Genomic DNA, 15050 nt, shown 5'->3' with positions numbered 1-15050 from the left:
AATAGCCAAGAATTTCCGGGACGTTGCTGGAGTTACTCTTCCTTCCATAGTTCCGTAATTTTCACAATGCTGCGGGGAACATCAGAGAATGGCAAAAAACTTTCGGTCAGCACAAAGCGGCTATTGGCGCTGAAGCTGGCTGAGGAGATTGGATTGGGGTGGTGGATACTGATTTCTTTCCATGATTCATCGCCATTCAGTTGAGTGATTTTCGCGGTACCACCAAGACCAAAGGTCATCACAAAACGGCCATCGACACTGAAGGTGGCTGAAATGACCCGACGAAAATGATGGATAGTGAATCCTTCTTCCCATGATCCATTATTCTTGTGGCTATGGATTTTTGCCGTTCCATCATCACTGGTGCTTACTGCATGTTGACTATCGTGACTGAAGGTGCTTGAGAAGACCCGATGATTGTGGTGGATAGTGATTTCTTCTTCCCATAATGCATCGCTCTTTTCGCCGTAGATTTTTGCCTGTCGGTCGAAACTGGCGGTCACTACATGGTGGCTATCGGGACTGAAGGTAGCAGACCAGACACGATCACTATGGGTAATGATGGCTTTTACTCCCCATGATCCGTCGGCCCGTTTACCGATGATTTTAACCAGAAAATCCCAGCCGATAGTCAGCACATGTCGGCTATCGGGGCTGAAGGCGGCTGATTTGATCTGACCACTGGTGGGAATGTGGCTGATGGTTAATTCTTCTTCCCATGATTCATCGTCTTTTTGGGCAATGATTTTTGCCGTGCCATCGTTACTGGCGGTCACCACATAGCGGTTATCGGGGCTAAAGGTGGCTGAGTTGACACGACCCTTATGGATTACGATGATTTTTACTTGCCATGATCCATCGTCGGATTTGCCCGTGATTTTTACCAGGTTATCTTTGTCAGCAGTCACCACATGGCTACCATCAGCACTGAAGCTGGCTAAATGGATCGGACTATCATGGTTGATGGCCACTTCTTCTTTCCATGATCCATCCTCCTTCTGAACATGGATTTTTGCTGCCCCACCGTCACTGGCAGTCAACACACGGCTATTGTCGCCGCTGAAGCTGGCTGAATGAATGGGCCCATGGTGGCGGATAGTGATTTCTTCTTGCCATGATCCATCTTCCTTCCGAACATAGATTTTTGCTGTCCCATCCTTACTGGCGGTTAACACATGGCGACTATCGGCGCTGAAGCTGGCTAATTTGACCGAACCATCGTGGTGAATAGTGAGTTCTTCTTTCCATGATCCATCGGACTGATAGACATAGATTTTCGCAGTGCCATCGTCACTGGCGGTCACCACAAGGTGGTTATTGGCGCTGAAGGTGGCTGAGTTGGTTCCACGGTCATGGCGGATCTCGGCTTTTGTCACGGGATTAATGAGGCGTCGCAAGAGTTTTACAAACTGTGAATCATCCAATGCCTGGCTGCTATGTCGGCAAAATTGGATAAAATGGTACATGGTTGCATAACTTGTTTCTGCTTTATTCCATTCATTAAATGCTCTTTTTGCAATAGCTAAAGAATGAAAGCCGCTGTATCTTCTTAATAGTTTGTTAAAGTCGTTTAGCTTTTTACTAAAGGCGTTTAATTCTGTACGGCATGTAGGGCAATTTCTAACTGAATCATCGTGCTCCCTTTTTTTGAGCCACTGATTTAAGCAATCTACGTGATAAAGGTGATTACAGGGTGTTTTCACTATATTTGACGTGCGTACAAACTGCTCCTGACATATCGCGCACTCTGCACCAATAATGTGTGCAGGCTCTTCTTTATCCACGCGCAGTGCATTATCGTGGAAAGAAGTGATAGCTATGTAATCATCAATGGTCGAAGCATTATTTTTACTCTCCTCGCCATTGTCGTCTTTTCTGTTATTGCCATCCCTGCTGCCATCGCCGCTGCCACCATTACCTTCTCCCGGTGATTTGTTTTCCTGATTTTCAGGTGCTTCTCTTTTTTCTTGTTGATGGTGGTTAGTTGCGTCATTTGATCCTGCATTGGGTCTGCTGCCAGAGGGTTGACCATCCTCATTACCTGCCTGTCGGCCATCACCAGAACCCTTGCCTATGGACATCAGCCAGTTGATGACGGGTTGCAGAAGAGTCAGGTCAATGTCGAACAATCCCGATGGCCTGCCGCCTCCACCTCCCCAGGGAGGAGGCAAATAAAAGAAGCCTCCGTTGTCTCCGTTGCCGACACTGGGAAAATCAGCGTTGCCAGCGGGCTGGCCTCCTGTCAATGCCAGAGTGCTGTTGCGTGTTCTCTCATCATTGATTTCAATCTGAAACTTGCGCCCATCGGGATGATGACGGTCAATAAGAGTTGAGGAATAGCATAACGGCACAATCATCATAGCTAGCATCATAGCTAGCATCATAGCTAGCATCATAGCTAGCATCATAGCTAGCATGGAAAGAGCAAAAATACCAACCATGCCTTTCTTGTTTGCCAGAAAATGCCAGAACAATCCGTGTTGAATGTTTGTTCTGTAAAAATAAAGCAACGCCATTAGTGAATCTCATTATTGGTAGTGCATCAGAGAATAGCCAAGAGTTTCTGAGATGTTGGGGTCTGACCTGCAATTTTGCTTTTACGTCGGATTTTCTCAAAACTCAATACCGGCAGGACAATTGAGAATTGCTTTCGAGAATGCTCCAGCCCAGTGTTTTCCAGGGTTGGGGGTGCGATTAGGTACCCATGTTCTTCATTGTTTCCAGAAGAAAAGCGAAAAGACCAGTAAGAAAGATATAAACCTTGCTACAAAGCGTTATAGCGATTTATTGAAGAGGTTGAAAAATGAGCAATCAAAGATTTGAAAGTATATGGGATGCCATTGAAGATACACCAGAGGAGGCGGAAGTCATGAAGCTCCGCTCTTCTTTAATGATGGCGCTAAAGAACCACATAGACCGCATTGGAATAACCCAGCAGCAAGCCGCTAAGCTATTTGGCGTAACTCAACCACGCATTTCCGATCTAATGCGCGGTAAAATTAATGTTTTTGGGCTGGATGCATTGGTCAATATGGCTGCTGCTGCTGGACTTCACGTGGAAATACGAATTTCTGAAGCTGCTTGATTGAAATGCTGGCGCAAACCCGTTCCTTCAGGGACGGGTCTAGCCAGCAGGGAAAGAACAAAACGGCACCTTGAGTTCTGCAACATCAATTATTCTTCCTTCCATAGTTCAGTAATTTTCACAATGTTGCCGTAACCAAATTTTCCAAAAAAACTTCGGGTCAGCACAAAGCGGCTATCGGCACTGAAGCTGGCTGCGAAGGTTGGATTGGGGTGGTGGATAGTGATTACTTCTTCCCATGATCCATCGCCCTTCAGTTGAATGATTTTTGCGGTGCCACCAGAACCAAAGGTCATCACAAAGCGGCCATCGGCACTGAAGGTGGCTGAAGTGAGCCAAAAAGTATGATGGATAGTGAATACCTCTTCCCATGATCCATCATTCTTGTAGTTATGGATTTTTGCGGTTCCATCATTACTGGTGGTTACTGCATGTTGGCTATTGGGACTGAAGGTGGCTGAGAAGACCCAAGCATCGTGATGGATAGTGATTTCTTCTGCCCATAATGCATCGGTCTTTTCGCCGTAGATTTTCGCAGTGCCATCGGTACTGGCGGTCACCACATGGTGGCTATCGGGGCTGAAGGTAACAGAGTAGATACATTTACTATGGGTAATGATGGCTTTTATTACCCATGATCCGTTGGCTTGTTTACCAATGATGTGAACCAGGCCATTCTCGTCGACAGCCAGCACATGTCGGCTATCGGGGCTGAAGGCGGCTGATCTGATCCGACCATTGGTGCGAATGTGGTTGATGGTTAATTCTTCTTCCCATGATTCATCGTCTTTCCGGGCAATGATTTTTGCCGTGTTATCGTCACTGGCGATCACTACATAGCGGTTATCGGGGCTAAAGCTGGCTGAGTTGGGATACAGCTTATGGAAAACGATGATTTTTACTTGCCATGATCCATCGGCTGATTGGCCCGTGATTTTTACCCGGCCATCTTGGCCGACAGTCACCACATGGCTACCATCAGCACTGAAGCTGGCTGAATGGATCGGACCATAATGCTTGATGATCACTTCTTCCTCCCATGATCCAGCCTCTTTCTGAACATGGATTTTTGCTGTCCTATCGTCACTGGCGGTCAACACACGGCTATTGTCGGCGCTGAAGCTGGCTGAATGAATGAGCTCGTGGTGGCGGATAGTGATTTCTTCTTGCCATGATCCATCTTCCTTCCGAACATAGATTTTTGCTGTCCCATCGTCACTGGCGGTCAACACACGGCGACTATCGGTGCTGAAGCTGGCTGATTTGACCGGACCCTCGTGGAGAATGGTGAGTTCTTCCTTCCATGATCCATCGGACTGATAGCTATAGATTTTCGCAGTGCCATCGCGACTGGCGGTCGCCACAAGTTGGTTATTGGCGCTGAAGGTGGCCGAGTTGACGTCATGGTTATGGCGGATCTCGGCTTTTGTCACCGGATTCACGGGATTAATGAGGCGTCGCAAGAGTTTTACAAACTGTGAATCATCAGATGCCTGGCTGCTATGTCGGCAAAATTGGATAAAATGGTACAGGCTTGCATAACTTGTTTCTGCTTTATTCCATTCATTAAATGCTCTTTTTGCAATAGCTAAAGAATGACAACCGTCGTATTTTCTCAATAGTTTGTTAAAGTCGTTCAGTTTTTTACTAAAGGCGTTTAATTTTGTACGGCAGGTAGGACAATTTCTAACTGAACAATCCTGCTCCCTTTTTTTCAACCACTGATTTAAACAATCTACGTGATAAAGGTGATTACAGGGTGTTTTCACTATATTTGATGTGTTTACAAACAGCTCCTTACATACCGAGCACTCTGCACCAATAATGTGTGCAGGTTCTTCTTTATCCACGCGCGGTGCATTGTCGCCGAAAGCATTGATAGCGATGTAATCATCCATGGTTTCAGAGGCACTCATCAAGTGGCTGTTGTCAGACAAAATCATCCGGTAGTGGTTACCAGTGGCTGCTATCAGCTGCCCGATAAATCGGTTGCCTGTTGAGTGCTCATCGAAAGAGCGCGGCAGTGCCAATATCGCCTCAAGAGGGGTAAAAGTATTACCGCTGATGTTTGTACCTTTTGTTTCCAGAACCTGCAAACGCTGAGGCATGTCCAGCTTATCCAGCATTTCCCTGAATTTAAAAACGGCATCGGGATCGTCGCTTTCAATGATGGCTAAAAGCTGATTGGCAAGTACCTGAAGGTCCTGGGTCGAAGCATTATTTTTACTCTGCTCGCCATTGTCGTCTTTTCTGTTATTGCCATCCCCATTGCTACCATTACTTTCTCCCGGTGATTTGCTCTCCTGATCTTCAGGTGCTTCTCTTTGCTCCTGTTGATGGTTAGTTGCGTCATTTGATCCTGCATCAGGTCTACTGCCAGAGGGTCGACCATTCACATTACCTGCCTGTCGGCCATCGCCAGAACCCTTACCTGTGGACATCAGCCAGTTGATGACGGGTTGCAGAATAGTCAGGTCAATGTCGAACAATCCCGATGGCCTGCCGCCTCCACCTCCCCAGGGAGGAGGCAAATAAAAGAAGCCTCCGTTGCCTCCGTTGTCTCCGTTGCCGACACTGGGAAAATCGGCGTTGCCAGCGGGTTTGCCTCCTGTCAATGTCAGGGTGTTATTCCAGGTTTTCCCATCATTGATTTCAATCCGAAACTTGCGCCCATCGGGATGATGACGGTCAATAAGGGTTGAGGAATGGCATAATGGCACAACCATCATAGCCAGCAAGGAAAGAACAAAAATACCAATCACGCCCTTCTTGTTTGCCAGAAAATGCCAGAACAATCCGTGTTGAATATCTGTTCTGTAAAAATAAAGGAACGCCATGGGGGAATCTCATTACTGGTAGTGCATCAGAGAATAGCCAAGAGTTTCCGGGACGTTGCTGGAGTTACTCTTCCTTCCATAGTTCAGTAATTTTCACAATGTTGCCGTAACTAAATCTTCCCACAAAACTTTGGGTCAGCACAAAGCGGCTATCGGAACTGAAGCTGGCTGAGAAGGTCCGATTGGGGTGGTGGATAGTGATTTCTTCTTCCCATGATCCATCGCCCTTCAGTTGAGCGATTTTCGCGGTACCACCAGAACCAAAGGTCATCACAAAGCGGCCATCGGCACTGAAGGTGGCTGAAGTTAACCAACTGGTATGATGGATAGTGAGTACTTCTTCCCATGATCCATCATTCTTGTAGTTATGGATTTTTGCGGTTCCATCATTACTGGTGGTTACTGCATGTTGGCTATTGGGACTGAAGGTGGCTGAGAAGACCCAGGAATCGTGATGGATAGTGATTTCTTCTTCCCATAATGCATCGGTCTTTTCGCCGTAGATTTTCGCAGTGCCATCGGTACTGGCGGTCACCACATGGTGGCTATCGGGACTGAAGATAACAGAGTGGATACGTTCACTATGGGTAATGGTAGCTTTTAGTCCCCATGATCCGTTGGCTTGTTTACCAATGATGTTAACCAGGCCATCCTCGCCGATAGTCAGTACATGTCGGCTATCGGGGCTGAAGGCGGCTGATCTGATCTCACCATGGGTGCGAATGTGGCTGATGGTGAATTTTTCTTCCCATGATTCATCGTCTTTCCGAGCAATGCTTTTTGCCGTGCCATCGTCACTGGCGGTCACCACATAGCGGTTATCGGTGCTAAAGATGGCTGAGTTGACACGGCCCTCATGGATAACGATAAGTTTTACTTTCCATGATCCATCGGCGGATTTGCCCGTTATTTTTACCGCTTTATCTTTGCCGGCAGTCACCACATGGCTACCATCAGCACTGAAGCTGGCTAAATGGATCGGACCATCATGCTTGATGATCACTTCTTCGTCCCATGATCCATCCTCTTTCTGAACATGGATTTTTGCTGTCCCATCGTCACTGGCGGTCAACACACGGCTACTATCGGTGCTGAAGGTGGCTGAGTTAATGCGCCTATCGTGACGGATAGTGACTTCTTTTTGCCATGATCCATCCTCCTTCCGAACATAGATTTTTGCTGTCCCATCGTCACTGGCGGTTAGCACACGGCGACTATCGGCGCTGAAGGTGGCTGATCTGACCGAACCCTCGTGGAGAATGGTGAGTTCTTCCTTCCATGATCCATCGGACTGATAGCTATAGATTTTCGCAGTGCCATCGCGACTGGCGGTTGCCACACGCTGGTTATTGGCGCTGAAGGTGGCCGAGTTGACGTCATGGTCATGGCTGATCTCGGCTTTTGTCACCGGATTCACGGGATTAATGAGGCGTCGCAAGAGTTTTACAAACTGTGAATCATCAGATGTCTGGCTGCTATGTCGGCAAAATTGGATAAAATGGTACAGGCTTGCATAACTTGTTTCTGCTTTATTCCATTCATTAAATGCTCTTTTTGCAATAGCTAAAGAATGACAACCGTCGTATTTTCTCAATAGTTTGTTAAAGTCGTTCAGTTTTTTACTAAAGGCGTTTAATTTTGTACGGCAGGTAGGACAATTTCTAATTGAACAATCCTGCTCCCTTTTTTTGAACCACTGATTTAAACAATCTACGTGATAAAGGTGATTACAGGGTGTTTTCACTATATTTGATGTGTTTACAAACAGCTCCTTACATACCGAGCACTCTGCACCAATAATGTGTGCAGGTTCTTCTTTATCCACGCGCAGTGCATTGTCGCCAGAAGCATTGATAGCGATGTAATCATCCATGGTTTCAGAGGCACTCATCAGGTGGCTGTTGTCAGACAAAATCATCCGGTAGTGGTTACCAGTGGCTGCTATCAGCTGCCCGATAAATCGGTTGCGTGTTGAATGCTCATCGGAAGAACCCGGCAGTGCCAATATCGCCTTAAGAGGAGTAATAGTATCGCCCCTGATGTTTGTGCATTTTGTTTCCAGAACCTGCAAACGCTGACGCATGTCCAGCTCATCCAACATTTCCCTGAATTTAAAAACGCCGTTGGGATCGTCGCTTTCAATGATGGCTAAAAGCTGGTTGGCAAGTAGCTGAAGGTCCTGAATCGAAGCATTATTTTTACTTTTCTCTCCATTGTCGTCTTTTCTGTCATTGCCATCCCCGCTGCTACCATTACCTTCTCCGGGTGATTTGTTCTCCTGATCTTCAGGTGTTTCTCTTTTCTCCTGTTGTTGATGGTGGTGGTTAGTTGCGTCATTTGATCTTGCATTGGGTTTGCTGCCAGAGGATTGTCCATCCTTATTAGCTGCCTGTCGGCCCTTACCTATGGACATCAGCCAGTTGATGACGGGTTGCAGAAGAGCCAGATCAATTTCAAACAATCCCGATGGCCTTCCGCCTCCACCTCCCCAGGGAGGAGGCGAATAAAAGAAACCTCCATTGCTGGCGACACCGGGAAAATCGGCGTTGCCAGCGGGCTTGACTCCTGTCAATGTCAGGGTGCTATTGCGTGTTCTCTCATCATTGATTTCAATCCGAACCCTGCGCCCATCGGTATGATGACGGTCAATAAGGGTTGAGGAATAGCATAACGGCACAATCATCATAGCCAGCATCATAACCAGCATCATAGCCAGCAGGGAAAGAACAAAAATACCAACCATGCCCTTGTTGTTTGCCAGAAAATGCCAGAACAATCCGTGTTGAATATTTTTTTTGGAAAAATAAAGGAACGTCATGGGTGAATCTCATTAATGGTAGTGCATCAGAGAATAGCCAAGACTTTCCGGGACGTTGCTGGCTTTATTCTTCCTTCCATAGTTCAGTGATTTTCACAAGGCCGCCGCACTCAGTAAATCCTGCCAAAAAACTCAGGGTTAGCACAAAGCGGCTATCGGCGCTGAAACTGGCTGAGAAGACTGGATAGGGGTGGCGGATAGTGATTTCTTTTTTCCGTGACCCATCGTCCTTCAGGGGAGTGATTTTCGCGACACAATCATAACCAGAGGTCATCACAAAGCGGCGATCGGGACTGAAGGTGGCCCAAGTGATCCTACCATAATGAAAGATGGTGATTCCCTCTTCCCATGATCCATCATTATTGCGGCTATAGATTTTTGCCCTTCCATCACCACTGGTGATGACTGCATGTTGGCTATCAGGGCTAAAGATGCAGATGCCTGGGAAGATCGAATGATTGTGGTGGATAGTGATTTCTTCTGCCCATAATACATCGGTCTTTTCGCCGTAGATTTTTGCCGTATGATCGTCACTGGTGGTCATCACATAGTGGCTATCAGGACTGAAGGTGGCTGAGTTGATAGGATCACTATGGAAAATGATGGCTTTTTCCAGCCATGATCCATCGGCCCGTTTGCCAATGATTTTAACCCGATTATTGTCGCCGACAGTCAGTACATGTTGGCTATCGGGGCTAAAGGCGGCTGATCTGATCCCACCATTGAGGCAAATGTGGCTGATGATGAATTCTTCCTCCCATGACTTATCGTCTTTCTGGCCAATGATTTTTGCCGTGCCATCGTTACTGGCGGTCAACACATAGCGGTTATCGGAGCTAAAGGTGGCTGAGTTGACAGAGTCCTCGTGGAGAACGATAAATTTTACTTGCCATGATCCATCGGTGGATTTGCCCGTGATTTTTACCAGGTTATCTTTGCCGACAGTCACCACATGGCTACCATCGGTACTGAATCTGGCTAAATGGATCAGACCATCATGGCTGATGGTCCCTTCTTCTTTCCATGATCCATCCTCCTTTTGATGATGGATTTTTGCCGTACCATCGTTGCTGGCGGTCAACACACGGCTACTATCGGCACTGAAGCTGGCTAAATGGATCGGACTATCATGGCTGATGATCATTTCTTGTTGCCATGATCCATCCTCCTTCCGAACATGGATTTTTGCTGTACCATCGTTGCTGGTGGTCAATACACGGCTACTATCGGCGCTGCAGCTGATTGATTTGACTGTACCATGGTGGCGGATACTGAGCTCCTCCTTCCAGGATCCATCGGCCTGATAAACATAGATTTTCACAGTGCCGTCGCTACTGGCGTTCACCATACGGATGTTATTGATGCTGAAGAAGGCTAAGTTGCTCTTGCCGTCATGGGGTATTTCGGCTTTTGTCACGGGATGAATGAGCGTTCGCAAGAGTTTTACAAACTTCGAATCATCAGGTGCCTGGCTGCTATGTCGGCAAAATTGGACAAAATGGTACAACCTTTCATAATTTGTTTTTACTTTATTCCATTCCTTAACTGCTCTTTCTGCAACAGCTAAAGAGTGACAACCGTCGTATTTCTTCAATAGTATGTTAAAGTCGTTAAGCTTTTTACTTAAGGCGTTTAACTCTGTACGACATGTGGGACAATTTCTAACGGAATCATTCCGCCTCCTTTTTTTGAGCCACTGATTCAAACAATCTACGTGATAAAGGTGATTGCAGGGTGTTTTCACCATAACCATATTTGACGAGCGTACAAACGGTTCCTGACATACTGCACACTCTGCATGAATAATGTGTGTAGATTTCTCTTTATCCACACTCATTGCATTATCGCTGAAAGCATTGATAGCGATGTAATCATTTTGCATACGCAGTTCATTCGATAAGCGTATTAATTCAAGGAACGATGGGTGATGGTCACATTGTGTCAGGAAATCCAGAAAAGAGATGGGGGATATCAATGATTGTGCATCATTTATAATCTCATTCCTTATGGCTAAATCTGATATTTCTTCTAATAGATTGCGAATACGCTCAACCGGGTGTGAATAATGCTGGAATAATTGAACGAAGTACTCAGTAAAGCAACGTTTTTCAAAATGCCCTATGGGTGGCTGTTGGTGAGATTCATTGACCTTGTCGATTATGTCCAGAACAATCTTATACAAAATCATCAGGTGGCTGATGTCAGGCGAAACCATCATGCGGTTGTTGTCAGTGGCTGCTATCAGCTGCTGGATAAATCGGTTGCGAGTTGAGTGCTCATCGGAATAACGCGGCAGTGCCAATATCGCCTCAAGAGGAGTCATAGTACTGCCCCCGATTTTTGTACATTTTGTTTCCAAAACCCGCAAGCGCTGAGGCATGTCCAGCTTATCCAACATTTCCCTGAATTTAAAATCGGCGTTGGGAGCATCGCTTTCAATGATGGCTAAAAGCTCGTTGGCAAGTAGCTGAAGGTCCTGAGTCGACGCATTATTTTTACTCTGACTTCCATTGTCGTCTTTTCTGTTATTGCCATCACCGCTGCCATTATTGCCTTCTCCCGGTGATTTGTTCTCCCGATCTTCAGGTGCTTCTCTTTTTTCCTGTTGATGCTGGTTAGTTGCGTCATTTGATCCTGTAGGTCTGCTGCCAGAGGGTTGATCATCCTCATTAACTTCCTGTCGGCCATCGCCAGAACCTTTACCTGTGGACATCAGCCATGAGATGACGGGTTGCAGAATAGTCAGGTCAATTTCAAATAATCCCGATGGCCTGCCGCCTCCACCCCCCCAGGGAGGAGGAGGCGAATAAAAGAAGCCTCCCTTGCCGACACCGGGAAAATCGGCGTTGCCAGCGAGCTTGCCTCCTGCCATTGTCAGAGTGTTATTCCGGGTTTTCTCATCATTGATTTCAGTCTTAACCCTGTGCCCATCTGGATGATGACGGTCAATAAGGGTTGAGGAATAGCATAACGGCACAATCATCATAGCCAGCAGGGAAGGAACAAAAATACCAAACATGGTCTTCTTGTTTGCCAGGAAACGGCAGGACAATCTGTGTTGAATGTCTGTTCTGGAAAGAGAAAAGAACGCCATTGGTGCATCTCATTATTGGTAGTGCATCAGAGCATAGCCAAGAGTTTCCGGAACGCTGGTGGACTGTCTGCAGCATCAATTATTCTTCCTTCCATAGTTCAGTAATTTTCACAATGCCGCCGGGACCATTGCTGGGACCATCGGTGAATGGTAACAAACTTTGGGTCAGCACAAAGCGGCTATCGGCGCTGAAGCTGGCTGAGGCGATTGGCCTGGGGTGGTGGATAGTGAATTGGATAGCGCCCTTGAGGTAATTGATTTTCGCGGTACGATCATAACCAAAGGTCATCACAAAGCGGCCATCGGCACTGAAGGCGGCTGATAGGACACAACCAGTATGATGGATAGTGAGTCCTTCTTCCCATGATCCATCATTCTTGAGGTTATGGGTTTTTGCCGTTCCATAATAACTGATGGTTACTGCATGTTGGCTATCGGGACTAAAGGCGGCTGACCTGACCCAATCATTGTGCTGGATAGTGATTTCTTCTTCCCATAATGCATCAGTTTTTTCGCCGTAGATTTTTGCCTGTTTGTCGTAACTGGTGGTCACCACATGGCGGCTATCCGGGCTGAAGGTGGCTGTCTTGATCTCATCACTATGGGAAATGATGGCTTTTACTACCCATGATCCATCGGCCCGTTTGCCAATGATTTTGACCAGGTTATCCTTGCCGACAGTCAGCACATGTCGGCTATCGGGGCTGAAGGCGGCTGATAGGATCGCGCCACCGGTGCTAATGTGGCTAATGGTGAATTCTTCTTCCCATGACTTGTCGTCTTTCTGACCAATGATTTTTGCCGTGCCATCGTTACTGGCGGTCACCACATAGCGGTTATCGGGGCTAAAGATAGCTGAGTTGACATTGCCCTCATGGATAACGATAAGTTTTACTTGCCATGATCCATCGGCGGATTTGCCCGTAATTTTTACCAGGTTATCTTCGCCGACAGTCACCACATGGCTACCATCATCACTGAAGCTGGCTATATCGATCCAACCATTATGGCTGATGGTTCCTTCTTCTTTCCATGATCCAATCTCCTTCTGAGCATGGATTTTTGCTGTACCATCATTGCCGTCGGTCAATACACGACGACTATCGGTGCTGAAGCTGGCTGAATGAATGCCCCCGCAGTGGTGGATAGTGATTTCTTCTTGCCATGATCCGTCCTCCTTCCGAACATGGATTTTTGCTATCCCATCGTTACTGGCGGTCAACACACGACTACTATCAGCACTGAAGGTGGCTACACTGACCCAACCATGGTGGCGAATAGTGAATTCTTCCTGCCATGATCCACCGGACTGATAGACATAGATTTTCGCAGTGCCATCGCTACTGGCGGTCACCACAAGGCGGTTATTGGCGCTGAAGGTGGCTGAGTTGACCGTATCGTTATGGTGGATCTCGGCTTTTATCACGGGATAAATGATGGTTCGCAAGAGTGTTACAAACTGTGGATTATCAGATGCCTGGCTGCTATGTCGGCAAAATTGAACAAAGTGGTACAAGGTTTCACGACTGGTTTCTGTCCTATTCCATTCAATAACTGCTCTTTTTGCAATCGCTAAAGAATGAAAGCCGCTGTATTTTCTTAATAGTTTGTTAAAGGCGTTAAGTTTTTTACTAAAGGCGTTTAATTCTGTACGGCAGGTAGGACAATTTCTAATTGCACCATCCTGCTCTCTTTTTTTGAGCCACTGATTTAAACAATCTATGTGATAAAGGTGATTACAGGGTGTTTTCACTATATTTGACGTGTGTACAAACGGCTCCTTACATACCGTGCATTCTGCACCAATAATGTGTGCAGGTTCTTCTTTAGCCACACGCGGTGAATGGTCGACGAAAGAATTGATAGCGATGTGATCATTTTGCATACGCAGTTCATCTGATAAGCGCATTAATTCATGGAATGATGGTTTATGTTTAAAATGTGCCAAGATATCCACAAAAGGGATGTGAAATATCAATGATTTTGCATCATTTATAATCTCATTCCTTATAGCTAATTCTGATATTTCTTCTAATAGATTGCGAATACGCTCAACCGGGTTTGAATTAATCAGGAACAATTGAATGAAGTAATCCGTAAAGCAACGTTTTTCAAAATGTCCTATGGGTGGCTGTTGGTGAGATTGATTGACCTTGTGGATTATGTCCTGAACAATCTTAGATAAAATTATCTGGAGTTTGTTGCCAGAAAAAATCATCAGGTAGTAGTAGCCCACGGATTCTATCAGCTGCTTGATAAATCGGTTGCGTGTTGAGTACTCATCGGAAGAGCGCGGCAGTGCCAATATTGCCTCAAGAGGAGTAACAGTATTACCCCTGATGTTTGTGCCTTTTGTTTCCAGAACCTGCAAACGCTGAGGTCTGTCCAGCTTATCCAACATTTCCCTGAATTTAAAAGCGGCGTTGGGATTGTCGCTTGCAATGATGGCTAAAAGCTCGTTGGCAAGTACCTGAAGGTCTTGAGTCGAAGCATTATTTTTACTTTCCTCGCCATTGTCGTCTTTTCTGTTATTGCCATCGCCGCTGCTACCATTACCTTCTCCCGGTGATTTGTTCTCCCGATTTTCAGGTGCTTCTCTTTTCTCCTGTTGATGCTGGTTAGTTACGTCATTTGATCCTGCATCGGGTCTACTGCCAGAGGGTTGTCCATCTTCATTACCTGCCTGTCGGCCATCGCCAGAATCCTTACCTATGGGCATCAGCCAGTTGATGACAGGTTGCAGAATAGTCAGGTCAATGTCGAACAATCCCGATGGCCTGCCGCCTCCACCTCCCCAGGGAGGAGGAGGCAAATAAAAGAAGCCGCCGTTGCCTCCGTTGTCTCCGTTGCCTCCGTTGTCTCCGTTGCCTCCGTTGTCTCCGTTGCCTCCGTTGTCTCTGTTGCCGACACTGGGAAAATCGGCGTTGCCAGCGGGTTTGCCTCCTGTCAATGTCAGAGTGTTGTTCCGGGTTTTCTCATCATTGATTTCAATCTGAACCTTGCGCCCATCGGGATGATGGCGGTCAATAAGGGTTGAGGAATAGCATAATGGCACAATTATCATAGCCAGCATCATAGCTAGCATCATAGCCAGCATCATAGCCAGCAGGGAAAGAATAAAAATACCAACCATGCTCTTCTTGTTTGTGAAACGCCGGGACAATCCGTGTTGAATATCTTTTCTGTAAAAATAAAGGAACGCCATTGGTGAATCTC

Annotated in this window: 6 protein-coding genes; 1 reads left to right on the top strand and 5 read right to left on the bottom strand. The window is 46.5% G+C overall.

Annotated features, from left to right (window positions below):
- Window positions 1-32: 32 nt before the first annotated feature.
- Window positions 33-2516 carry an RING finger domain-containing protein gene (locus K7B67_RS18895; protein ID WP_252177417.1) on the bottom strand — a complete coding sequence of 828 codons (2484 nt, stop codon included), beginning with the start codon at window positions 2514-2516 and terminating at the stop codon, window positions 33-35.
- A 287-nt stretch (window positions 2517-2803) separates the two neighbouring features.
- Here K7B67_RS18895 and K7B67_RS18890 point away from each other — a divergent pair, with 287 nt between their 5' ends.
- A complete protein-coding gene (locus tag K7B67_RS18890; protein WP_252177416.1) occupies window positions 2804-3085 on the top strand; it encodes an XRE family transcriptional regulator in 282 nt (93 codons plus the stop codon).
- Window positions 3086-3174: 89 nt separating this feature from the next.
- On the opposite strand, the gene K7B67_RS18885 is transcribed toward K7B67_RS18890, so the two are convergent.
- The 4 genes from K7B67_RS18885 to K7B67_RS18870 all read right to left on the bottom strand — a co-directional run bounded on the left by K7B67_RS18885 (window position 3175) and on the right by K7B67_RS18870 (window position 15039).
- Window positions 3175-5922 (bottom strand): RING finger domain-containing protein, encoded by a 2748-nt coding sequence (locus K7B67_RS18885; RefSeq protein ID WP_252177415.1) that lies wholly within the window; start codon window positions 5920-5922, stop codon window positions 3175-3177.
- Between the two features lie 64 nt (window positions 5923-5986).
- On the bottom strand, window positions 5987-8740 hold the full coding sequence (locus K7B67_RS18880; protein ID WP_252177414.1) for an RING finger domain-containing protein: 2754 nt from the start codon (window positions 8738-8740) through the stop codon (window positions 5987-5989).
- 64 nt (window positions 8741-8804) lie between these two features.
- Window positions 8805-11834 carry an RING finger domain-containing protein gene (locus K7B67_RS18875; protein WP_252177413.1) on the bottom strand — a complete coding sequence of 1010 codons (3030 nt, stop codon included), beginning with the start codon at window positions 11832-11834 and terminating at the stop codon, window positions 8805-8807.
- A 79-nt stretch (window positions 11835-11913) separates the two neighbouring features.
- The gene (locus K7B67_RS18870) at window positions 11914-15039 is read right to left on the bottom strand and encodes an RING finger domain-containing protein (RefSeq protein WP_252177412.1); all 3126 of its coding nucleotides are present in this window, start codon (window positions 15037-15039) and stop codon (window positions 11914-11916) included.
- Window positions 15040-15050 lie beyond the last annotated feature (11 nt).

The sequence above is a fragment of the Endozoicomonas sp. 4G genome (genome assembly GCF_023822025.1).
Lineage (GTDB): Bacteria > Pseudomonadota > Gammaproteobacteria > Pseudomonadales > Endozoicomonadaceae > Endozoicomonas_A.
Note: the sequence above shows the minus strand (reverse complement) of the source record. Positions and strands in the feature narration are given on the sequence as shown.

What these genes read in the sequence shown, in the direction of transcription:
- K7B67_RS18895 (WP_252177417.1), bottom strand. Translation starts at nt 2,516, where the DNA reads ATGGCGTTGCTTTATTTTTACAGAACAAACATTCAACACGGATTGTTC.
- K7B67_RS18885 (WP_252177415.1), bottom strand. Translation starts at nt 5,922, where the DNA reads ATGGCGTTCCTTTATTTTTACAGAACAGATATTCAACACGGATTGTTC.
- K7B67_RS18875 (WP_252177413.1), bottom strand. Translation starts at nt 11,834, where the DNA reads ATGGCGTTCTTTTCTCTTTCCAGAACAGACATTCAACACAGATTGTCC.
- K7B67_RS18890 (WP_252177416.1), top strand. Translation starts at nt 2,804, where the DNA reads ATGAGCAATCAAAGATTTGAAAGTATATGGGATGCCATTGAAGATACA.
- K7B67_RS18870 (WP_252177412.1), bottom strand. Translation starts at nt 15,039, where the DNA reads ATGGCGTTCCTTTATTTTTACAGAAAAGATATTCAACACGGATTGTCC.
- K7B67_RS18880 (WP_252177414.1), bottom strand. Translation starts at nt 8,740, where the DNA reads ATGACGTTCCTTTATTTTTCCAAAAAAAATATTCAACACGGATTGTTC.